The organism is Enterobacter sp. YSU (assembly GCF_016082135.1).
Classification (GTDB): Bacteria; Pseudomonadota; Gammaproteobacteria; order Enterobacterales; family Enterobacteriaceae; genus Enterobacter; species Enterobacter hormaechei_C.
Map to the genome: position 1 here is coordinate 2,777,658 of NZ_CP059487.1, position 21,524 is coordinate 2,799,181.

Below are 21,524 nucleotides of genomic sequence, written 5' to 3' on the forward strand. Positions count from 1 at the left end.
CCAAACGATGATAATTTCGAGTCTATGACGATCGTCCCGCCTGAAAATGCATTTTTTTGTTGTAAAGCGACGGCTTTATTTTGATTGTTTTTCATACAATTCAGTTATGACAAAAAAGATCAGGTCATTTTTTGTCTTTGGTGAGGGGTAAGATGGCGCAACGGGGAGATGAGTTTTGGATAGAGATTCAGGACATTCGCCACTGCGTGGAGGATGAAGGCGATACGCTAACGTTGCTCTGGGTGCTGGAAGGGCGGGCAGAGCTGAACACCGAAGTGGGACATGACATCCTGGAGGCCAATACCCTTGCTATCATCAACCGTCATCGGCGCTGGCAGTTCACGAGCGAAACGGCAAATGTCACCCTGCGCGTAACCCTTTCCGGGCGCTGGGTCGTCCAGCTCTGCAATGATTTTTTTGCCCATGATTATGCTGTACCGGCAGAAGCCGGAGGCGTCTGGCCCCAATGCGATGCGCTTCGCGATCTGCTGCGCCAGCTTCTTGTGGTCACCCTCATCAACGACCCGCACCGCTACCGGCTGGAGGCGTACCGCTGGCTGAGCGAGATATTGCTGTTGCTGACCAGCCGCTTTCAACAGCCCGCCCGTATGCTGTCACGGGAACTTTCCTCAGCGCACAGCAAACGCATCGCCCGGGTGATAGAGCGGATCAATGCCAGTTATTCCCGCCGTATTACGCTTGCGGAAATCGCCGCGAGTGAATATGTCTCTGAAGCCTGGCTCTCTCGTCTCTTTCGCAAGGAGGTGGGGATCAGTTTCATGCAGTACATCACCCACCTGCGGCTGGAAAAGGCGGCCGACGCTCTCCGGCTGACGAACCGACCGCTGCACCAGATTGCGCTTGAGCAGGGTTTCGCCAGCACGCGTATGATGAGCGATCGGTTCAGGCGTGTTCACAATATGTCTCCGGGTGAGTTTCGTAAGGCCCGGCGCCAGCACCCGGAGGCGGCACGTATTCGGACGGACAGGCGTGAGCAGCGCTATCCGGTCGCCGTGGACAAGCTGTTTAGCCTGCTCAATGAACCGGTGGCGCGCGGTTGGGGAGCCTCGCCGCTCATCGTTCATCCGCAGCAGGAGCAGAGCCTGGATCTTGAGCAGCTCAATCCTCTTTCTGCCTCGCTGCGCCGTATGCGGGTGGTCATTACCCTGCGTGAGCTCGACGATTTGCTGCGTGAGGACGTTCGACAAAATCTGGAGGCGATAAATGAGGCCATTCCCATAGAGGGAATTGATATCGCCGAGCCTTTTCTCAGCAGTCGTCTGTTTGCCACCGGGTGGGATGACCCACAGATGGCGGGCTACGCCTGCTGGTACAATCTGCATCAGCTCTTCACCTGGCTGGCAAAAAAACAGTGGACGGTGCTACTGCACACCGGCGTAACGACCCGTCGCGATCTTCTTACCCGTTTTTTACAACAGTCGGTTAATCATTTTTCGCCAGAGATCACCGCGGGCTGGCACTTCGTCATGCACTGGTCAACACAGGCAAGTGAGGAGACCCGGGAGCAGGTCTGGCTGGCCCAGCAAAAGGCAATACGAACTTATCTTCCGCAGGCAAAGTTTGGTTTATGGCACCGATTTGCCCCCGTCAGCGCGGGCGTAAGTGAGGATACCCTGTTCAGTTCAGCCATCCTGATGCAGGCCGATTTTCTTGCCTGTTCGGCCGATGCCAATGAGCTTCTCGATCCCGCGCAACTGGAGGCAACCCCTCTCTCCTCAACGGAAAATTATCCGATACTGAAGGTCCGCCAGATCCTCGCCGCCCTTCGCCTGCGAAAAAGTTCGCTTCCCGTCTGGCTTCTCTCCTGGAATACCCTCACCGGCAACACGCGGGCGACAAACGGCTGGTTTTTTCGTGGGGCGCTGCTGATGCAGAACCTGCTCGGGCTTTCGGAGCAGGTCTGGCTGGCGGGATTCTGGCTCAATTCGGGCCTTCAGGGAGAAGCCCGTGCGAACAACACCATCGATACCTCAAGCCTGGCGCTACAGTATAACCATGGTCTGCCGCGTCCGGTTTATTGGGTACTCTGGCTCTGGCAACGTCTGCGGGGCGAGGTGCTGGTCAATGATAAGCGTGTCCTGCTTACGCGCCATCGCAATGGTTATCAGCTGTTGCTGCGTAATGTGGTGGTTTTTAATCCGCTCCTTTCCAGTGAAGAAGCATTCATCCAGCGTTTTCGCCAGCAGTATCATTTACACCTGAAGGGAATGCGCGGTAAATGGCGAATTAAATGTCATCTGTTTGATCAGCACAACGGCGCGCTCTATCCGTTACTTGAAGGGGTTGGCAGCGAAAGCGGCCCTGATGAAGAGATGTGGCGCTGGATAGCGCATAAAGCGCGTCCAACGCTTTCCGTACGCGATGAACGCCTTTATGACGGCTGGCAACTGAGTGAATCACTGGAGAGTAATGCGCTGGTGCTCTACGAGTTTACGCCGCTCGTGCCTCGTGAGACCGCAACGGAGGAGATTCACTCCCCGCGGTAGACGCAGCCTGCCGTGCAGGTCTCTTTGATCATCACCGCGCTCAGCAGCGGAACCAGCGGTTTCATCTGATCCCAAATCCATTTCGCCAGCACTTCGCTGGTCGGGTTTTCAAGGCCCGGAATATCATTCAGATAGTAGTGATCGAGACGATCGTAGGTCGGCTTAAACGCAGCCTTCAGTTCGGCAAAGTCCATGATCCAGCCCGTATGGGGATCGACTTCACCGGTGATTTCAAGACGCACCATAAACGAGTGTCCATGCAGGCGGCCACATTTGTGTCCGGCAGGAACGTGTGGAAGGTGGTGTGCGGCTTCGAAGGTGAAATCTTTAAACAGTGTGGTGGACATCATAGCTCTCAGGAATGCGGAAAAAACCGCCGCATAGTACCGGAAAGCACAATTTTTATCATTAACTAAAACGGCTCTGAACGGTCACCGCCTCGTATTCATGGTGTTTATCGGCCTTTATTGTTTTATTTCAAATAGTTATTTAATCGCTTTTATCGTTAAGAACGATAACTAAAACAGGTTAGTCCATTTGGTTATTTATTATTTCCATCCCTTCTTTAATTGTTATTATCCCCGCCGTTAACCTTATCTTCAGTTTGGATTTATTCGCTTAAAGTCCGCTTTGCTACTGGAACATAACGACGCATGACAACACAGGCCCCACCTTCAAATTTGCTTCCCCTTAACCCGGAGCAACTGGCGCGCCTCCAGGCCGCGACTTCCGATTTTTCACCCACCCAGCTCGCCTGGGTCTCCGGCTATTTCTGGGGAATGCTCAATCAGCAGCCGGGTGCTGTGGCTGGCGTCCCGCCAACGGCCGTTGAAATTCCTGCCATCACGCTTATCTCCGCTTCGCAAACGGGTAATGCCCGTCGTGTGGCCGAAGCGCTGCGTGATGACCTGCTCGCCGCGAAGCTGAACGTTAACCTGGTCAACGCCGGGGATTATAAATTCAAACAGATCGCGTCAGAAAAACTGCTGGTGGTGGTGGCGTCAACGCAGGGGGAAGGTGAGCCTGCGGAAGAAGCCGTCGCGCTGCATAAGTTCCTGTTCTCGAAAAAAGCGCCGAAGCTGGACGGCACCGCCTTTGCCGTCTTCGGCCTCGGTGATACGTCCTATGAATTTTTCTGCCAGTCCGGTAAAGACTTCGACAGCAAGCTGGCGGAGCTGGGTGCAGAGCGCCTGCTGGATCGCGTAGACGCTGATGTCGAATACCAGGCCGCCGCCGCCGAATGGCGGACGCGCATCGTTGAGGTGCTGAAGGCCCGCGTCCCGAAAGAGACGCCAGCGCAGGCCGCCGTTACCGCAGCGGGCACCGTCAACGAAATCCACACCAGCCCTTACACGAAAGAGGCGCCGCTGACGGCGAGCCTGTCGGTAAACCAGAAAATCACGGGCCGTGATTCGGAAAAAGACGTGCGCCATATCGAAATCGACCTCGGTGACTCCGGCCTGCGTTATCAGCCTGGCGATGCGCTGGGCGTCTGGTATCAGAACGATCCGGCGCTGGTGAAAGAGCTGGTCGAGCTGCTGTGGCTGAAAGGCACGGAGCCGGTCCAGGTGGAAGGTAAAACCTTACCGCTCTCTGAGGCGCTTCAGTGGCATTTCGAGCTGACGGTGAACACCGCCAATATCGTTGAAAACTACGCCACCTTAACGCGCAGCGAGTCCCTTCTGCCGCTGGTGGGGGACAAAGTGAAGTTACAGCATTACGCCGCGACGACGCCGATTGTCGACATGGTGCGTTTCTCCCCGGCACAGCTGGATGCCGACGCGCTGATCGGCCTGCTGCGTCCGCTGACGCCGCGTCTTTACTCCATCGCCTCTTCACAGGCGGAAGTGGAAAACGAAGTCCACATCACCGTTGGCGTGGTGCGTTACGACATCGAAGGCCGCGCGCGGGCGGGCGGGGCGTCGGGCTTCCTGGCCGACCGCGTGGAAGAAGAGGGCGAGGTGCGCGTCTTTATCGAACACAACGACAACTTCCGCCTGCCGGCAAACCCGGAAACGCCGGTGATCATGATTGGCCCGGGCACCGGCATCGCACCGTTCCGCGCCTTTATGCAGCAGCGTGCAGCGGACGAGGCGCCGGGTAAAAACTGGCTGTTCTTCGGCAACCCGCATTTTACTGAAGATTTCCTCTACCAGGTTGAATGGCAGCGCTACGTCAAAGAGGGCGTGCTGACCCGCATCGATCTGGCCTGGTCCCGCGATCAGAAAGAAAAAGTATACGTACAAGACAAACTGCGCGAACAGGGCGCAGAGCTGTGGCGCTGGATCAATGACGGCGCCCACATTTATGTCTGCGGCGACGCCAATCGCATGGCGAAAGACGTTGAGCAGGCACTGCTGGAAGTGATTGCCGAATTCGGCGGTATGGATGCCGAAACGGCGGATGAATTTTTAAGTGAGCTGCGCGTAGAGCGCCGTTATCAGCGAGATGTCTACTAATGAGCGAAAAACATCCTGGCCCACTGGTGGTCGAAGGCAAACTGTCTGATGCCGAGCGCATGAAGGTAGAGAGCAACTACCTGCGCGGTACCATTGCCGAAGATTTAAATGACGGCCTGACCGGCGGTTTCAAAGGCGACAACTTCCTGCTGATCCGTTTCCACGGTATGTACCAGCAGGACGACCGCGATATCCGCGCCGAACGTGCCGAACAGAAGCTGGAGCCGCGTCATGCGATGCTGCTGCGCTGCCGCCTGCCGGGTGGCATCATCACCACCAAACAGTGGCAGGCGATCGACAAGTTTGCCGGTGAAAACACGATTTACGGCAGCATCCGTCTGACTAACCGTCAGACCTTCCAGTTCCACGGCATTCTGAAGAAGAACGTCAAGCCGGTGCACCAGATGCTGCACTCCGTGGGGCTGGACGCGCTGGCGACCGCCAACGACATGAACCGTAACGTGCTTTGCACCTCGAACCCGTATGAGTCCGAGCTGCACGCCGAAGCGTACGAGTGGGCGAAGAAGATCTCCGAGCACCTGCTGCCACGCACGCGTGCCTATGCGGAGATCTGGCTCGATCAGGAGAAAGTCGCGACCACGGACGAAGAGCCGATCCTCGGTCAGACCTACCTGCCGCGCAAATTCAAGACCACGGTGGTTATCCCGCCGCAGAACGATATCGACCTGCACGCCAACGACATGAACTTCGTGGCGATTGCCGAAAATGGCAAGCTGGTCGGCTTTAACCTGCTGGTGGGCGGCGGTTTGTCCATCGAGCATGGGAACAAGAAAACCTATGCCCGCACCGCGAGCGAGTTCGGCTTCCTGCCGCTGGAGCACACGCTGGCCGTGGCTGAGGCGGTGGTTACTACCCAGCGCGACTGGGGCAACCGTACCGACCGTAAAAACGCGAAAACCAAATACACCCTGGAGCGCGTGGGCGTCGAGACGTTCAAAGAAGAAGTGGAGCGTCGCGCGGGGATCAAGTTTGAGCCGATCCGCCCTTACGAATTCACCGGTCGCGGCGATCGCATTGGCTGGGTGAAAGGTATCGATAATAAATGGCACCTGACGCTGTTTATTGAAAACGGTCGTATTCTGGATTATCCGGGCCGCCCGCTGAAAACCGGTCTGCTGGAAATTGCTAAGATCCATAAAGGCGAGTTCCGCATTACCGCCAACCAGAACCTGATTATTGCCGGCGTGCCGGAAAGCCAGAAGGCGAAGATCGAGAAGCTGGCGCGCGATCATGGGTTGATGAATGCGGTTAAACCGCAGCGTGAAAACTCGATGGCCTGCGTGTCGTTCCCGACCTGCCCGCTGGCGATGGCCGAAGCGGAACGTTTCCTGCCGTCCTTCACTGATAAAGTGGAAGCGATTCTGGAAAAGCACGGTATTCCGGACGAGCATATTGTTATGCGCGTCACCGGCTGCCCGAACGGCTGCGGTCGCGCGATGCTGGCCGAGCTGGGTCTGGTGGGCAAAGCGCCGGGTCGTTACAACGTGCACCTTGGCGGCAACCGTATGGGGACGCGCATTCCGCGTATGTACCGTGAAAATATTACGGAACCGGAAATTCTTGATTCCATCGACGAGCTTGTCGGGCGCTGGGCGAAAGAGCGTGAAGCGGGTGAAGGCTTCGGCGACTTTACGGTGCGTGCGGGCATCATTCGCCCGGTGCTCGATCCCGCAAGGGATTTCTGGGAGTAACGCATCCTTTGCCCGGTGGCGCTTCGCTTACCGGGCCTACGGGTTTTGTAGGCCGGGCAAACGCAGTGCCGCCCGGCAAAACAGGCAAACGAGGTTCTTATGTCCGTACTCGATCTAAACGCCCTTAATGACCTGCCAAAAGTCGAACGCATTCTGGCCCTGGCAGAAACCAACGCCCAGCTGGAAAAACTCGACGCCGAAGGGCGCGTGGCGTGGGCGCTGGAAAACCTGCCGGGTGACTATGTGCTGTCGTCAAGCTTTGGCATCCAGGCGGCGGTCAGCCTGCACCTGGTGAATCGGCTCCGCCCGGACATTCCGGTGATCCTCACCGATACCGGCTATCTGTTCCCGGAGACCTACCAGTTTATTGACGAGCTGACGGACAAGCTCAAGCTGAACCTCAAAGTTTACCGCGCGACGGAAAGCGCGGCCTGGCAGGAGGCGCGCTACGGCAAGCTGTGGGAACAGGGCGTTGAGGGCATTGAGAAATACAATGAGATCAACAAGGTCGAGCCGATGAACCGGGCGCTGAAAGAGCTGAACGCTCAGACCTGGTTCGCGGGCCTGCGCCGCGAGCAGTCCGGGAGCCGGGCAACGCTGCCGGTGCTGGCGGTGCAGCGCGGCGTGTTCAAAGTGCTGCCGATCATCGACTGGGATAACCGCACGGTGTACCAGTATCTGCAAAAGCACGGGCTGAAGTACCATCCGCTGTGGGATCAAGGCTACCTGTCGGTAGGCGACACCCACACCACGCGTAAATGGGAACCGGGAATGGCGGAAGAAGAGACGCGATTCTTTGGGCTGAAGCGCGAGTGCGGGCTGCACGAAGGGTAATGTTTTTTCGCCCGGTGGCGCTGCGCTTACCGGGCCTACAACGGCACAAAACGTAGGCCCGGTAAGGCGTAGCCGCCACCGGGCTTAACGACATCAGGCTTTCCCCGCTTTCGCCAGCTCCTTCACCAGCGGCAGCATCACTTTCACGACATCCCGGCTGCGGTGCTCAATCCGCTGCGGCAGCGCTTTATCAATGTGCTGCTGATTATCCAGCCGCACATCATGCCAGCTGGTCCCGTCCGGAAAGGCTTTCGATTTGCTGCGCTGCTGATAGCCATCTTTTTTGCCCAGCGCCCAGTTCGTCGCCTCGACGTAAAGCACCGGAATGCCCGCCTTATCAAACACTTCACCGTCATTACAGCAGCCTGTGCCTTTAGGATACTGCGGGTTACCGCCCGGATTTGTCGCGGCATAGACGCCATGCGTGCGGGCAAGCGCCAGCGCGCGGTCGCGGGTGAGTTTACGTACGCTGCTCGGCGTGCTCTGTCCGCTATTAAAATAGAGCTTATCCCCCACGATCAGATTATCGAGGTTAATCACCAGCAACGTATTTTTCTTCTCCTCAGCGCTCATGCGCTTAAGGAGATTCTCAGCGCCGAGTTTTCCTTCTTCTTCGCCGCTGGTCGCAACAAAGCGAATGCTGTATTTCGTCGGAATATTCTTCAGGCGTTCGGCCAGCTCAAGCATCACGCCCAGCCCCGCCGCATTGTCATCCAGTCCCTGAAGCGTCAGCCCGCCGAGGTTATTATCGACATCGGCGTCGCTCAACGGCGTGTAGGTATCAAGGTGCGCCATAATAATAATCTGCTCAGCCGCCTTTCCTTCGTGCGCGGCAATGACCGTGCTGCCGGTTACGTTATGCCAGTTTTGCGTTTTATTGCGTGTGGTATAGATGTAGCGGCTGTGGAAAGCGCGAATGTCGCTCTCATAGCCCATATCCGCAAATTGCTGACGAATATAGTCTGCTGAGAGCATCTCGGCTGGGGTTCCGGTCATACGGCCCGGAAAGACCGTCGCAATATGCCGCGCCTGCATACTGGCTATTTCACCGTAAGATTGATTTTTTGCCTGAGCCGGAAGGATAAAGCAAACGCCGAGCGCCAGGGCAACGAATCGGTGGCGCATTGCGGAAAACATAGTGAGTCCTTAAAAACAGAGCAAAATTTTAACCCGCATAGTATGAAACTGTGATCGGGTAGACACAATTTGAATTGCTCCTAAATGCCCGAAATTTCGCGTGTTAAGCACTTTTTGATATTTGCTTTTCCACGGCGTTATTCCATTGAGTAACTACTCATTCCAATTCGTAATTTCATTCGATCTAAGCCGCCCCCTATAGTCCCTTTATTCGTGGTTGTTAGTGAGTTGTTGCCTGTGGACTATCTCCCCCTTTTTGCTGCCTTAAAAGACCGACCGGTACTGGTTGTCGGGACGGGTGAAATTGCCGATCGCAAAATCGCCTTCCTGCAACGCGCCGGGGCGCAGGTGCAGATCGTTGCAGAGGCGGATTTTGAAGAGTCTCAGATCGACAGCGTGGTGCTGGTGATTGCGGCAACCGAAGATCGGGCGCTCAACCGCCGCATCTCCGACGCAGCTCAGGCCTGTCACCGTCTGGTGAACGTGGTAGACGACCAGCCGTTATGTTCATTTATCTTCCCGTCGATTGTCGACCGCTCGCCGCTGCTGGTAGCGATCTCCTCCGGCGGCACCGCCCCGGTGCTGGCGCGCGTGCTGAGAGAAAAAATCGAAGCGCTGCTGCCGACCAGCCTCGGACGCATGGCGGAGAAGGCCAGCTACTGGCGCAACCATTTGAAAACGCGTCTGACCAGCGTGACGGAACGCCGTCGCTTCTGGGAGCGTGTGTTTCGCGGCCGCTTTGCCAGCCTGATGCAGGCCGGTAACGAGACGGCGGCGCAACAAATTCTCGAAGACGAACTGGATAACCCCGGCAGTACGGGCGGAGAGATCATTCTGGTGGGCGCCGGGCCGGGCGATGCCGGGCTGCTCACGCTGCGTGGCCTCCAGGTTCTTCAGGATGCGGATGTCGTGTTCTATGACCACCTGGTCACCGACGGGATTCGCGAGCTGATCCGCCGTGACGCGGAGCAAATTTGCGTCGGCAAACGTGCCGGCGAGCACTCCGTGCCCCAGCACGACACCAACCAGATGCTGATTGCCGCCGCGAAAGCGGGCAAGACCGTGGTGCGCCTGAAAGGGGGCGACCCGTTTATCTTCGGTCGTGGTGGCGAGGAGTTGCAGGCGGCAGCTGAAGCGGGCGTCCCGTTCCAGGTGGTTCCCGGCATTACGGCGGCGTCTGCCGTCACGGCCTACGCCGGTATTCCGCTGACCCATCGCGATTACGCCCAGAGCGTGACCTTTGTGACCGGGCACTATAAAGCCGACAGCACGCCGTTTGACTGGTCGCATCTCGCCCAGAGCCGACAAACGCTGGCGATTTATATGGGCACGATGAAAGCGGCTGACATCAGCGAACAGCTTATTCAGCACGGTCGCGATGCGACGACGCCGGTAGCGGTGATCTCCCGCGGGACACGCGTCGATCAGCATGTCGCCATCGGCACCTTACAAGACCTTGCAACCCTGGCGAAAGACGCCCCAATGCCCGCCCTGATCGTGGTGGGAGAAGTGGTGCAGCTGCACAGCACGCTCGCCTGGTTCCAACACACAACCGACACAGAAGGCTTTGGCGCTTCTGTTATAAATTTGGCTTAAGGAACGGTTATGGACCAAAAACGACTTACTCACCTGCGGCAGCTCGAAGCGGAAAGTATCCACATTATCCGCGAAGTGGCCGCCGAGTTTTCTAACCCGGTGATGATGTACTCCATCGGTAAAGATTCCAGCGTCATGCTGCACCTGGCGCGTAAAGCGTTTTATCCGGGTACGCTGCCGTTCCCGCTGTTACACGTGGATACCGGCTGGAAATTCCGCGAGATGTACGAGTTTCGTGACCGTACCGCCAAAGCCTACGGCTGCGAGCTGCTGGTGCACAAAAACCCGGAAGGGGTGGCGATGGGCATCAACCCGTTCGTGCACGGCAGCGCCAAGCATACCGACATCATGAAAACCGAAGGGCTGAAGCAGGCGCTGAATAAATACGGTTTTGATGCGGCCTTCGGCGGCGCGCGACGTGACGAAGAGAAATCCCGCGCCAAAGAGCGTATCTACTCTTTCCGCGACCGCTTCCACCGCTGGGACCCGAAAAACCAGCGTCCGGAGCTGTGGCACAACTACAACGGCCAGATCAACAAGGGCGAAAGCATTCGCGTCTTCCCGCTCTCCAACTGGACCGAGCTGGATATCTGGCAGTACATCTATCTGGAAAATATTGAGATCGTTCCGCTGTATCTGGCGGCCGAGCGCCCGGTGCTGGAGCGCGACGGCATGCTGATGATGATCGACGACGATCGCATTGATTTACAGCCGGGCGAAGTGATCAAAAAACAGATGGTCCGTTTCCGTACTCTCGGCTGCTGGCCGTTGACCGGCGCGGTGGAATCCAGTGCGCAGACGCTGCCCGAGATCATCGAGGAGATGCTGGTGTCGACCACCAGTGAGCGACAGGGCCGCGTGATTGACCGCGACCAGGCAGGCTCCATGGAGCTGAAGAAACGTCAGGGTTATTTCTAAGGAGCCGCCATGAATACGACTATTGCCCAACAAATTGCCGATGAAGGCGGCGTAGAAGCTTATCTGCACGCCCAACAGTACAAAAGCCTGCTGCGTTTCCTGACCTGCGGCAGCGTGGATGACGGGAAAAGTACCCTGATTGGTCGTCTGCTGCACGACACGCGCCAGATCTACGAAGATCAGCTCTCTTCCCTGCACAACGACAGTAAACGCCACGGCACCCAGGGCGAAAAACTCGATCTGGCGCTGCTGGTGGACGGCTTGCAGGCGGAGCGCGAGCAGGGCATTACCATTGATGTCGCCTATCGCTACTTCTCTACCGAAAAGCGCAAATTTATTATCGCCGACACCCCGGGGCACGAGCAGTACACCCGTAACATGGCGACCGGCGCGTCCACCTGTGACCTGGCGATCCTGCTGATCGACGCCCGTAAAGGTGTGCTGGATCAGACTCGTCGTCACAGCTTTATCTCTACGCTGCTGGGGATCAAACACCTGGTGGTGGCAGTAAACAAAATGGATCTGGTGGACTACAGCGAAGCGCGTTTCGACGAGATCCGCCAGAGCTACCTGACCTTTGCTGAACAGCTGCCGGGCAACCTCGATATTCGCTTTGTGCCGCTGTCGGCGCTGGAAGGGGATAACGTCGCCTCTCAGAGCGCGAACATGCCGTGGTACAGCGGCCCGACGCTGCTGGAAGTGCTGGAAACCGTTGAAATTCAGCGCGTGGTCGATACCCAGCCGATGCGCTTCCCGGTGCAGTACGTGAACCGTCCGAACCTCGATTTCCGCGGCTTCTCCGGTACTCTCGCTTCAGGCTCCGTGAAGGTGGGTCAGCGCGTCAAGGTGCTGCCATCCGGCGTGGAATCGACCATCGCCCGTATCGTCACCTTTGATGGCGATCTGGACGAAGCCGGGGCAGGTGAAGCGGTAACCCTGGTACTGAAAGACGAAATTGATATCAGCCGCGGCGACCTGCTGGTCGACGCGCAGGAAACGCTGGCGGCGGTGCAGGGCGCATCCGTGGATGTAGTGTGGATGGCCGAACAGCCGCTGACCGCAGGCCAGAGCTATGACATTAAAATCGCCGGCAAGAAAACCCGCGCCCGCGTGAACGGCATTCAGTTCCAGGTGGACATCAACAACCTGACCCACCGTGACGTGAGCGAGCTGCCGCTGAACGGCATCGGTCTGGTGGATGTGACCTTCGACGAGCCGCTGGTGCTGGATCCGTATCAGCAGAATCCGGTGACGGGCGGGCTGATCTTCATTGACCGCCTGACCAACGTCACCGTCGGTGCCGGCATGGTCCGCGAGCCTGACGCACAGGCGAGCGTGACGTCTGAGTTCAGCGCCTTCGAGCTGGAACTGAACGCGCTGGTGCGTAAGCACTTCCCGCACTGGGGCGCACGCGATCTGCTGGGAGGCAAGTGATGGCCGCCCATGATGAGAACGTCGTCTGGCATCCTCATCCGGTCACCGTCGCCCAGCGCGAACAGCTCCACGGTCACCGTGGGGTTGTGCTGTGGTTTACCGGGCTGTCTGGCTCCGGTAAATCCACGGTGGCAGGCGCACTGGAAGAGGCGCTGCATCAGCAGGGGGTGAGCACCTACCTGCTGGACGGCGACAACGTGCGTCACGGCCTGTGCAGCGATTTAGGGTTCAGCGATGAAGACCGTAAAGAGAACATTCGTCGGGTAGGGGAAGTCGCCAGCCTGATGGCGGATGCCGGGCTGGTGGTGCTAACGGCGTTTATCTCACCGCACCGCGCCGAACGTCAGATGGTGCGTGAGCGCGTTGGGCAGAATCGCTTTATTGAAGTGTTTGTGGATACCCCGCTGGCAATCTGCGAAGCGCGCGATCCAAAAGGGCTGTACAAAAAAGCCCGCGCGGGAGAGCTGCGAAACTTCACCGGCATTGACTCGGTTTACGAAGCGCCTGAATCCCCTGAGATTCATCTGGAAGGCCAACAATTGGTAACAAATTTAGTAAGCCAATTATTAGACCTGCTCAGACGGGACGATATTATCAGATCCTGAGACGGTATCGTTCGGGAGCTGTCTTCCCGAGCGATGAGTCACGGTCACAGGATTAGCTATGCGCAACAGTGAAAACTACATGATTACCACCGGGTCGGAACCGTTAACGACCGACGACGAGACGACCTGGTCCTTCCCTGGTGCGATAGTCGGCTTCGTATCGTGGCTACTGGCGCTGGGTATCCCGTTTTTGATCTACGGTGGTAACACCCTCTTTTTCTTCCTCTATACCTGGCCTTTCTTTCTGGCGCTGATGCCCGTTGCGGTGGTTGTGGGCGTGGCGCTGCACTCCCTTTTCAACGGCAAGCTCCTGTATAGTACGCTCATCACTATCGCCACCGTTGTGGTCATCTTTGGCCTGCTGTTTTTATGGCTGATGGGCTAACTTACGGCATAATTAAAACCCCGCAGTAGAGTCCAGCGGAAAGTTATGGGATGATGATGCCGTTTTTTCAGGGGGCAGGATGGGTAAACTAACGCTGCTGTTGCTGGCTTTGCTGGTCTGGCTGCAATATTCGCTGTGGTTCGGCAAAAACGGACTGCACGACTACAGCCGGGTGAGCGATGACGTCGCGGCACAGCAGGCTACAAACGCCAAACTTAAAGCGCGTAACGATCAACTTTTTGCTGAAATTGATGACCTCAATGGCGGCCAGGAGGCGATTGAGGAACGCGCACGCAATGAACTCAGTATGACTAAGCCAGGCGAAACGTTTTATCGCCTGGTTCCGGATGCGTCTAAACGCAATCAGGGCTCCGCACAAAACAATCGATAATCAGGCCCAGGATTACGACATGGCAGCAACTTTTTCGGACGTCTGTGCCGTGGTGCCGGCCGCAGGTTTTGGCCGGCGCATGCAGACAGAATGTCCTAAGCAGTACCTCTCAATTGGCGATAAAACGATCCTCGAGCACGCCGTGGCAGCGCTGCTGGCGCATGCCCGGGTGAAACGCGTGGTTATTGCCATCAGCCCCGGCGATGCGCGTTTTGCACAGCTCCCGCTGGCAAATCATCCTCAGATTACCGTTGTTGACGGCGGCGCCGAGCGGGCCGACTCTGTTCTGGCGGGCATTCAGGCTGCCGGGAACGCGCAGTGGGTGCTGGTGCACGATGCCGCGCGTCCCTGTCTGCATCACGACGATCTGTCACGTCTGCTGGCCCTGAGTGAAACCAGTAACGTGGGCGGCATTCTGGCCGCCCCGGTGCGTGACACCATGAAGCGTGCCGAACCGGGTAAACCGGCGATTGCCCACACCGTCGAGCGCGTCGATCTCTGGCACGCGCTGACGCCACAATTTTTTCCCCGCGAATTACTCCACGACTGCTTAACGCGTGCGCTTAAAGAAGGTGCGACCATTACGGACGAAGCCTCGGCGCTGGAGTATTGCGGTTTTCACCCAACGCTAGTTGAAGGGCGCGCTGATAATATAAAAGTGACGCGCCCGGAAGACTTACAGCTCGCGGAATTTTATCTTACCCGTACGACCCCTCAGGAGAAGGCATAATGCGTATTGGACACGGTTTTGATGTACACGCCTTTGGCGGCGTTGGCCCAATTATCATTGGCGGCGTGCGCATTCCTTACGAAAAAGGTCTGCTGGCGCATTCTGATGGCGACGTGGCGCTGCATGCGCTGACCGACGCGCTGCTGGGTGCCGCCGCATTGGGCGACATTGGCAAACTGTTCCCGGACACCGATCCTGCTTTTAAAGGCGCAGACAGCCGCGAACTGCTGCGCGAAGCCTGGCGTCGTATTCAGGCCAAAGGCTACACCCTAGGCAACGTTGATGTGACGATCATTGCTCAGGCACCGAAGATGCTGCCGCACATCCCTCAGATGCGCGTGTTTATCGCTGAAGATCTGGGCTGCCATATGGACGACGTCAACGTCAAAGCGACCACCACGGAGAAGCTGGGCTTTACCGGTCGTGGCGAAGGCATTGCCTGTGAAGCCGTGGCGCTGCTGGTGAAGGCGGCCAAATGACGGATTTCGACAACCTGACGTATCTGCACGGTAAACCGCAGGGCAAGGGGCTGCTGAAAGCCAACCCTGAAGATTTCGTGGTAGTGGAAGATCTGGGTTTTGAGCCGGACGGCGAAGGCGAGCACATCCTGGTGCGCATTCTGAAAAACGGCTGCAACACCCGCTTCGTGGCGGACGCGCTGGCAAAATTCCTCAACATTCACGCCCGCGAGGTGAGCTTTGCCGGTCAAAAGGATAAGCATGCCGTGACCGAACAGTGGCTTTGCGCCCGCGTGCCCGGCAATGCCATGCCCGATTTAAGCAAATTTGAGCTTGAGGGCTGTAAGGTACTGGAGTATGCCCGCCACAAACGCAAACTGCGTCCGGGAGCGTTGAAAGGCAACGATTTCACGCTGGTGCTGCGTGAAGTGACCGACCGCGATGACGTTGAAAAACGCCTGAAGGCCATTACCGAACGCGGCGTGCCAAACTATTTTGGCGCACAGCGCTTTGGCATTGGTGGCAGCAACCTGCTGGGCGCGCTGCGCTGGGCGCAAAGCAGCGCGCCGGTGCGCGACAGGAATAAACGCAGTTTTTGGTTGTCGGCGGCCCGCAGTGCGTTGTTTAATCAGATTGTGAGCGAACGGCTGAAAAAACAGGACGCGAATCAAGTTGTTGTCGGCGATGCGCTACAATTAGCGGGACGCGGAAGCTGGTTTATGGCAACGGCCGATGAGATGGCCGATGCCCAGTCGCGCGTGGACGCTAAAGCGCTGATGATTACCGCCGCCTTGCCGGGCTCAGGCGACTGGGGAACCCAGGGCGAGGCGCTGGCCGCTGAGCAGTCAGCGGTGGCGGATGCGCCAGAATTACAATCATTGCTGGTGCGGGAAAAAGTCGAGGCGGCGCGCCGTGCGATGCTCCTCTACCCGCAACAGCTGAGCTGGAACTGGTGGGATGACGTAACCGTCGAGTTACGCTTCTGGCTGCCGGCAGGTAGCTTTGCCACCAGTGTTGTCAGGGAACTTATCAACACGTCGGGTGATTATGCGAATATTGCTGAGTAACGATGACGGGATCCATGCGCCAGGTATTCAGACGCTGGCGAAACACCTCCGCGAATTTGCGGATGTGCAGGTCGTGGCTCCCGATCGTAACCGCAGTGGCGCGTCTAACTCATTGACGCTGGAGTCTTCACTTCGCACCTTTACCTTTGAGAATGGCGATATTGCCGTCCAGATGGGGACGCCGACCGACTGCGTGTTTCTGGGCGTAAATGCGCTGATGCGCCCGCGGCCGGATGTTGTGGTCTCCGGCATCAATGCCGGGCCGAATCTTGGCGATGATGTGATTTACTCCGGCACCGTGGCCGCGGCGATGGAGGGGCGTCACCTGGGGTTCCCGGCGCTGGCGGTCTCGTTAAACGGCCACACCCACTATGACACTGCCGCCACGGTAACCTGCTCTATTCTCCGTGCGCTTGGCCGCGAGCCGCTGCGTACCGGACGTATCCTCAATATTAACGTGCCGGATCTCCCGCTGGACGAGATCAAAGGGATCCGCGTGACGCGCTGCGGCAGTCGCCATCCGGCCGATCAGGTTATTCCCCAGCAGGATCCGCGCGGCAATACCCTGTACTGGATCGGCCCGCCGGGAGATAAATGCGATGCCGGGCCAGACACCGACTTCGCTGCGGTGGATGAGGGTTACGTTTCCGTTACGCCGTTGCACGTAGATTTAACCGCTTATAGCGCGCATGATGTGGTGTCGGACTGGTTAGATCGGGTCGGAGTGAACGCGCAATGGTAAGTAAACGTGTACAAACTCTTCTGGAACAATTACGCGCACAGGGGATTGCCAACGAGCAGGTGCTGGATGCGCTTGCCCAGGTTCCCCGTGAGAAGTTTGTAGATGAGGCGTTTGAACATAAAGCGTGGGAAAACGTGGCGCTGCCCATCGGGCAAGGCCAGACGATTTCGCAGCCTTACATGGTGGCGCGTATGACGGAGCTTCTGGAGTTAACGCCAGACTCCCGGGTGCTGGAAATTGGCACCGGTTCAGGGTATCAGACCGCGATCCTGGCCCACCTTGTGCACCATGTCTGTTCCGTGGAACGGATTAAAGGCTTGCAGTGGCAGGCGCGCCGTCGCCTGAAACAGCTTGATTTACATAATGTATCGACACGCCACGGCGATGGATGGCAGGGTTGGCAGGCTCGCGCCCCGTTTGACGCCATAATAGTCACGGCAGCGCCACCTGAAATTCCCGCTGCACTTCTCTCGCAGCTGGACGAGGGCGGCATTCTAGTTTTGCCCGTCGGCGATGAGCAGCAGCTTTTAAAGCGCGTTCGTCGACGCGGCGGCGAGTTTATTATCGATACCGTGGAAGCCGTGCGCTTTGTGCCCCTGGTTAAGGGCGAGCTGGCCTGAGACTCGGATTTTTCCAGGGTTATTGAGGCAAATTCAGCGTATGGTGTGGCGCGATAGGTTCGTGCCATCACGGTTATTTTTAAGTCACTGGTAGTTAACACATTCCTGGGGGATAAATGAGCGCGGGAAGCCCAAAATTCACCATCAGCCGTGTTGCGGCATTATCACTGGTTTCGCTCTGGCTGGCAGGCTGTACAAGTTCTGACAATGCACCTGCGCCCGTCAGTTCCGTCAATGGAACCAGCGGCTCGGGTAACACGTCCAGCGGAATGTTGATTACCCCTCCGCCTAAAATGGGCACGTCCACGGCGCAGCAAACTCCGCAGATCCAGCCGGTTCAGCGTCCAGTTACGCAGCCTTCGCAGATTCAGCCAGTGGATCAGCCTGTTCAGACCGAAAATGGCCGCATAGTGTATAACCGTAAGTATGGGAACATTCCGAAAGGTAGCTATACCGGCGGCAGCACCTATACCGTGAAGCGCGGCGATACGCTGTTCTATATTGCCTGGATCACCGGGAACGATTTCCGCGATCTGGCACAGCGAAACAACGTCCAGGCCCCGTATGGTCTGGAAGTCGGGCAAACGCTCCAGGTAGGCAATGCAACGGGTACCCCACTGACGCCTGGCAACACGGTTTCAGCGGCAGATGTTACGGCTCAAAATAACAGCGTTAAGCCTGCACAAAAATCCACCACGGTGGTTGCTTCACAACCTGTAATTACGTATTCTGAGGATTCAGGTGATCAGAGTGCTAACAAAATGTTGCCGAATAATAAAGGTACTGCGACTGTTGTCACAGCACCGACTACGGCACCTGTGGTTAGCTCTACTGTACCGACTGCAAGCAGTCAGAATGCCAGCTCGTCAATCACCACCTGGCGCTGGCCAACTGACGGCAAGATTATCGAGAACTTTGCTACCTCTGAGGGGGGCAACAAAGGGATCGATATCGCAGGCAGTAAAGGACAGGCAATCATCGCGACCGCAGACGGGCGCGTTGTCTATGCCGGTAACGCACTGCGCGGTTACGGTAATCTTATTATCATCAAACATAATGATGATTACCTGAGTGCCTACGCCCATAACGACACTATGCTGGTCCGGGAACAACAAGAAGTTAAGGCGGGGCAAAAAATCGCTACCATGGGTAGCACCGGAACCAGTTCTACACGCTTGCATTTTGAAATTCGTTACAAGGGGAAATCCGTAAACCCGCTGCAATATTTACCGCAGCGATAAATTGATGGGACATGCCAGCCAGGGTGTCTCGTCCAGGGATCACGGGTAGGAGCCACCTTATGAGTCAGAATACGCTGAAAGTTCATGATTTAAATGAAGACGCGGAATTTGATGAGAACGGAGCAGAGGCTTTTGACGAAAAAGCCTTAGTAGAAGAGGAACCCAGTGATAACGATTTGGCTGAAGAAGAGCTGTTATCGCAGGGTGCCACACAGCGTGTGCTGGACGCGACTCAGCTTTACCTTGGGGAGATTGGTTACTCCCCACTGCTAACGGCCGAAGAAGAAGTCTATTTCGCACGTCGTGCTTTGCGTGGTGATGTTGCCTCGCGTCGTCGCATGATCGAAAGTAACCTGCGACTGGTCGTGAAAATTGCCCGCCGTTACGGCAATCGTGGTCTGGCTCTGCTGGATCTGATTGAAGAGGGCAACTTAGGTCTCATCCGCGCAGTTGAGAAGTTTGACCCGGAACGCGGGTTCCGTTTCTCAACCTACGCGACCTGGTGGATTCGTCAGACCATCGAACGGGCTATTATGAACCAGACCCGTACGATCCGACTGCCGATCCACATCGTCAAAGAGTTGAATGTTTATCTGCGTACCGCGCGCGAGTTGTCCCATAAACTGGACCACGAGCCAAGTGCGGAAGAGATTGCAGAGCAACTTGACAAACCGGTTGATGACGTAAGCCGTATGCTGCGTCTCAACGAGCGCATTACCTCGGTTGACACCCCGCTGGGTGGCGACTCCGAAAAAGCGCTGCTGGACATCCTGGCCGATGAAAAAGACAACGGCCCGGAAGACACCACGCAGGACGATGACATGAAACAGAGCATCGTCAAATGGCTGTTCGAACTGAACGCCAAACAGCGTGAAGTGCTGGCACGTCGTGGGGTATGAAGCTGCGACACTGGAAGATGTCGGTCGTGAGATTGGCCTGACCCGTGAACGTGTTCGTCAGATTCAGGTTGAAGGACTACGTCGCCTGCGTGAAATCCTGCAAGGGCAAGGTCTGAATATCGAAGCGCTGTTCCGCGAGTAAGCAACCATTCGTCAGAAAAGGCCCGTCGTGAGACGGGCCTTTTTTATGCCTTACGGCTGCGCCGTTTCGTGCAGCAAACGCCAGGTGATGTTATCCCCTTCCTGATTAAGCACCGCGGTTGACCAGCGCACGTTGACGGGCTGGCCTGGCCGGGTTTGCGTCTCCCGGTAATGGAGCACTGCGCCGTTGTCCCATGTCTGAAGCGTTGTTAACGCATCAATGTCGATCCTGAGCCCCGGTCGAGTTCCCCGCTGCGCATATAAAAATTGGGCAAGCGCGTGATGATCTAAAGGGTTACCACTCGGTGGAACCATCACAAAATCCGGACGGAAACGGGCGAGCAGGGCGTCCCGATCGCCTTCGCCTGCACCTAACCAGTTTTCAAGGGCGACGTGAATGTCGAGGATCTCTTGTTCGAAATGGGTCATGGTTGCTCCTGTTGCAGTTGCGCAAGTAACTGCGTGTTGTTAAGACGGTAGACGTACAGTACGGGCAGTAGGGTGATGACTGCGGCAAAAACAAACATCCCGTGCCAGGCGGCCAGCGGCGCGACATAATCCTGCATGAAGCTCAGCGCCTGCGCCAGCAGCAGAGCGCCCGCAAAAAAGCTCAACTGACGATTCAGATTCCATAGCGCGCTGGCATCGGGCATATCTTTCGGTCGCATCGTCAAAAACGCGCTGCTCTGAGCCGTACTGCTGCAAAGGCTTCCCCCCGCGCCCATCAGCGCAAACGCAACGGCAGGTAGCAGCATTGCCGGGCCGACGTTAACTAAAAGCAGAATGCCCGTCGCCTGCAAAAGGCAACCGATGACCACCAGCGGCCGGGGGCCGATACGGTTGAAATAGCGTCCTGTCGCGGTGATAGCCAAAAACGAAGCCACAGACCACGGCAGCATAAGCATGCCCGTTGCGGCGGGTGTCATATTGGCCTCGCTCTGGAGGTAATACATGCCCGTTACGTTCACGCCGATAAATATGCCGGGTACGCACACATAGATAAGCATGGATAAGCGCAACAGCGGATCCGTCAGCAAAGACAGGTTTACTGTCCTGGTGGTGTTTATCGGCGACGGTTCTGTTTTAAGCCACGCGCAGGCCAAAGCAAAGGTGACAATGGCGACGGGCAGGGTGGCAAAAAATATCCAGCGCCAGCTGAATGTCTGAACCAGCATACCGCCCACAGCCGGTGAGCACGCGGGGGCAAGCAGTGCGACCAGCATCACCGCCGAGGAGAGTCTGGCCCGCTCATGAGGCTTAAACTGTTGCCAGGTCAGCGCCTGACCAACCGGGATCAGTAAACCCCCTCCGGCGCCCTGTACGACTCGCCAGGCAATCAGACTTTCCAGCGAAGATGAGAGACCCGCCGCAACGGAGGCCGCGCTAAAGAGAAGCAGTGAGAGCAGGATAACGCGCTTCGGCCCGACGCGGCGCGTCAGGATACTGCTGAAAGGGATGACTAGCGTCAGCCCGGCAATGTATCCGTTACTTACCCAGGCAAGCGCGGAAGGTGTTGTATTGAAAGCGCGAGCCATCGCCGGAAAGGCGACGCTGGCAATAAACATGTTTATCAAATCAAGGAAAAAGCCGAGCAGAAAGACGACGGCGATTTTGCTGCGATACGTCATGGAAGTTCCTCCGGTGAGGT

Annotated in this window: 21 protein-coding genes and 1 pseudogene; 17 read left to right on the plus strand and 5 right to left on the minus strand. The window is 57.0% G+C overall.

The window, feature by feature from the left end:
- Nucleotides 1-152: 152 nt before the first annotated feature.
- Complete coding sequence (locus H2Z33_RS13490; RefSeq protein ID WP_063134877.1) at nucleotides 153-2,507, plus strand: helix-turn-helix domain-containing protein; 2,355 nt, start codon at nucleotides 153-155, stop codon at nucleotides 2,505-2,507.
- On the opposite strand, the gene queD is transcribed toward H2Z33_RS13490, so the two are convergent.
- Nucleotides 2,492-2,857, minus strand: a complete 366-nt coding sequence (gene queD, locus H2Z33_RS13495; RefSeq protein WP_006811776.1) for a 6-carboxytetrahydropterin synthase QueD — start codon at nucleotides 2,855-2,857, stop codon at nucleotides 2,492-2,494. The two genes, H2Z33_RS13490 and queD, sit on opposite strands and share 16 nt — an antisense overlap.
- Before the next feature lie 303 nt (nucleotides 2,858-3,160).
- On the opposite strand from queD, the gene cysJ reads away from it, so the two are divergent.
- From cysJ to cysH, 3 genes are all read left to right on the plus strand, one after another.
- Nucleotides 3,161-4,966 carry an NADPH-dependent assimilatory sulfite reductase flavoprotein subunit gene (cysJ, locus tag H2Z33_RS13500; RefSeq protein WP_032669310.1) on the plus strand — a complete coding sequence of 602 codons (1,806 nt, stop codon included), beginning with the start codon at nucleotides 3,161-3,163 and terminating at the stop codon, nucleotides 4,964-4,966.
- Complete coding sequence (cysI, locus tag H2Z33_RS13505; RefSeq protein WP_015571717.1) at nucleotides 4,966-6,678, plus strand: assimilatory sulfite reductase (NADPH) hemoprotein subunit; 1,713 nt, start codon at nucleotides 4,966-4,968, stop codon at nucleotides 6,676-6,678. Before cysJ ends, cysI begins: the two co-directional genes overlap by 1 nt.
- 99 nt (nucleotides 6,679-6,777) lie before the next feature.
- Complete coding sequence (gene cysH / locus H2Z33_RS13510; protein WP_015571716.1) at nucleotides 6,778-7,512, plus strand: phosphoadenosine phosphosulfate reductase; 735 nt, start codon at nucleotides 6,778-6,780, stop codon at nucleotides 7,510-7,512.
- Between the two features lie 93 nt (nucleotides 7,513-7,605).
- Here the strand turns inward: cysH and H2Z33_RS13515 are convergent, their stop codons facing one another.
- Nucleotides 7,606-8,649: an aminopeptidase gene (locus H2Z33_RS13515; protein WP_015571715.1), complete on the minus strand. Its 1,044-nt coding sequence runs from the start codon at nucleotides 8,647-8,649 to the stop codon at nucleotides 7,606-7,608.
- 237 nt (nucleotides 8,650-8,886) lie between these two features.
- On the opposite strand from H2Z33_RS13515, the gene cysG reads away from it, so the two are divergent.
- From cysG to H2Z33_RS13570, 11 genes are all read left to right on the plus strand, one after another.
- Complete coding sequence (gene cysG / locus H2Z33_RS13520) at nucleotides 8,887-10,245, plus strand: siroheme synthase CysG (RefSeq protein WP_045615868.1); 1,359 nt, start codon at nucleotides 8,887-8,889, stop codon at nucleotides 10,243-10,245.
- Nucleotides 10,246-10,254: 9 nt separating this feature from the next.
- The gene (gene cysD / locus H2Z33_RS13525) at nucleotides 10,255-11,163 is read left to right on the plus strand and encodes a sulfate adenylyltransferase subunit CysD (protein ID WP_006811770.1); all 909 of its coding nucleotides are present in this window, start codon (nucleotides 10,255-10,257) and stop codon (nucleotides 11,161-11,163) included.
- A 9-nt stretch (nucleotides 11,164-11,172) separates the two neighbouring features.
- Nucleotides 11,173-12,597 carry a sulfate adenylyltransferase subunit CysN gene (gene cysN / locus H2Z33_RS13530; protein WP_063134878.1) on the plus strand — a complete coding sequence of 475 codons (1,425 nt, stop codon included), beginning with the start codon at nucleotides 11,173-11,175 and terminating at the stop codon, nucleotides 12,595-12,597.
- The gene (gene cysC / locus H2Z33_RS13535; RefSeq protein WP_015571713.1) at nucleotides 12,597-13,202 is read left to right on the plus strand and encodes an adenylyl-sulfate kinase; all 606 of its coding nucleotides are present in this window, start codon (nucleotides 12,597-12,599) and stop codon (nucleotides 13,200-13,202) included. Before cysN ends, cysC begins: the two co-directional genes overlap by 1 nt.
- A 58-nt stretch (nucleotides 13,203-13,260) precedes the next feature.
- A complete protein-coding gene (locus H2Z33_RS13540; protein ID WP_006811767.1) occupies nucleotides 13,261-13,587 on the plus strand; it encodes a DUF3561 family protein in 327 nt (108 codons plus the stop codon).
- Nucleotides 13,588-13,666: 79 nt separating this feature from the next.
- Complete coding sequence (gene ftsB, locus H2Z33_RS13545) at nucleotides 13,667-13,978, plus strand: cell division protein FtsB (protein WP_003862095.1); 312 nt, start codon at nucleotides 13,667-13,669, stop codon at nucleotides 13,976-13,978.
- 19 nt (nucleotides 13,979-13,997) lie between these two features.
- Nucleotides 13,998-14,708 (plus strand): 2-C-methyl-D-erythritol 4-phosphate cytidylyltransferase, encoded by a 711-nt coding sequence (gene ispD, locus H2Z33_RS13550; protein ID WP_017692759.1) that lies wholly within the window; start codon nucleotides 13,998-14,000, stop codon nucleotides 14,706-14,708.
- Nucleotides 14,708-15,187, plus strand: coding sequence for a 2-C-methyl-D-erythritol 2,4-cyclodiphosphate synthase (gene ispF, locus H2Z33_RS13555; RefSeq protein ID WP_003862097.1), 480 nt, complete (start codon nucleotides 14,708-14,710; stop codon nucleotides 15,185-15,187). The genes ispD and ispF overlap by 1 nt, the downstream gene beginning before the upstream one ends.
- Nucleotides 15,184-16,233, plus strand: coding sequence for a tRNA pseudouridine(13) synthase TruD (gene truD / locus H2Z33_RS13560; RefSeq protein ID WP_063134879.1), 1,050 nt, complete (start codon nucleotides 15,184-15,186; stop codon nucleotides 16,231-16,233). Before ispF ends, truD begins: the two co-directional genes overlap by 4 nt.
- Entirely contained in the window at nucleotides 16,214-16,975 is a 762-nt protein-coding gene (surE, locus tag H2Z33_RS13565) for a 5'/3'-nucleotidase SurE (protein WP_033487588.1), read from the plus strand. Before truD ends, surE begins: the two co-directional genes overlap by 20 nt.
- Entirely contained in the window at nucleotides 16,969-17,595 is a 627-nt protein-coding gene (locus tag H2Z33_RS13570) for a protein-L-isoaspartate(D-aspartate) O-methyltransferase (RefSeq protein ID WP_015571709.1), read from the plus strand. Before surE ends, H2Z33_RS13570 begins: the two co-directional genes overlap by 7 nt.
- A 94-nt stretch (nucleotides 17,596-17,689) precedes the next feature.
- Here H2Z33_RS13570 and H2Z33_RS23415 read toward each other — a convergent pair whose 3' ends face one another.
- The gene (locus H2Z33_RS23415; RefSeq protein ID WP_223230135.1) at nucleotides 17,690-17,830 is read right to left on the minus strand and encodes a peptidase; all 141 of its coding nucleotides are present in this window, start codon (nucleotides 17,828-17,830) and stop codon (nucleotides 17,690-17,692) included.
- On the opposite strand from H2Z33_RS23415, the gene nlpD reads away from it, so the two are divergent.
- Complete coding sequence (gene nlpD, locus H2Z33_RS13575) at nucleotides 17,763-18,836, plus strand: murein hydrolase activator NlpD (protein WP_223230139.1); 1,074 nt, start codon at nucleotides 17,763-17,765, stop codon at nucleotides 18,834-18,836. The two genes, H2Z33_RS23415 and nlpD, sit on opposite strands and share 68 nt — an antisense overlap.
- 59 nt (nucleotides 18,837-18,895) lie before the next feature.
- Nucleotides 18,896-19,877: pseudogene (rpoS, locus tag H2Z33_RS13580) on the plus strand (RNA polymerase sigma factor RpoS).
- 50 nt (nucleotides 19,878-19,927) lie between these two features.
- Here the strand turns inward: rpoS and H2Z33_RS13585 are convergent.
- Together H2Z33_RS13585 and H2Z33_RS13590 are read right to left on the minus strand one after the other, a co-directional pair.
- Nucleotides 19,928-20,305: a DUF4440 domain-containing protein gene (locus H2Z33_RS13585; protein WP_045141988.1), complete on the minus strand. Its 378-nt coding sequence runs from the start codon at nucleotides 20,303-20,305 to the stop codon at nucleotides 19,928-19,930.
- Nucleotides 20,302-21,504, minus strand: coding sequence for an MFS transporter (locus tag H2Z33_RS13590; RefSeq protein ID WP_063134880.1), 1,203 nt, complete (start codon nucleotides 21,502-21,504; stop codon nucleotides 20,302-20,304). Before H2Z33_RS13590 ends, H2Z33_RS13585 begins: the two co-directional genes overlap by 4 nt.
- Nucleotides 21,505-21,524: the final 20 nt, after the last annotated feature.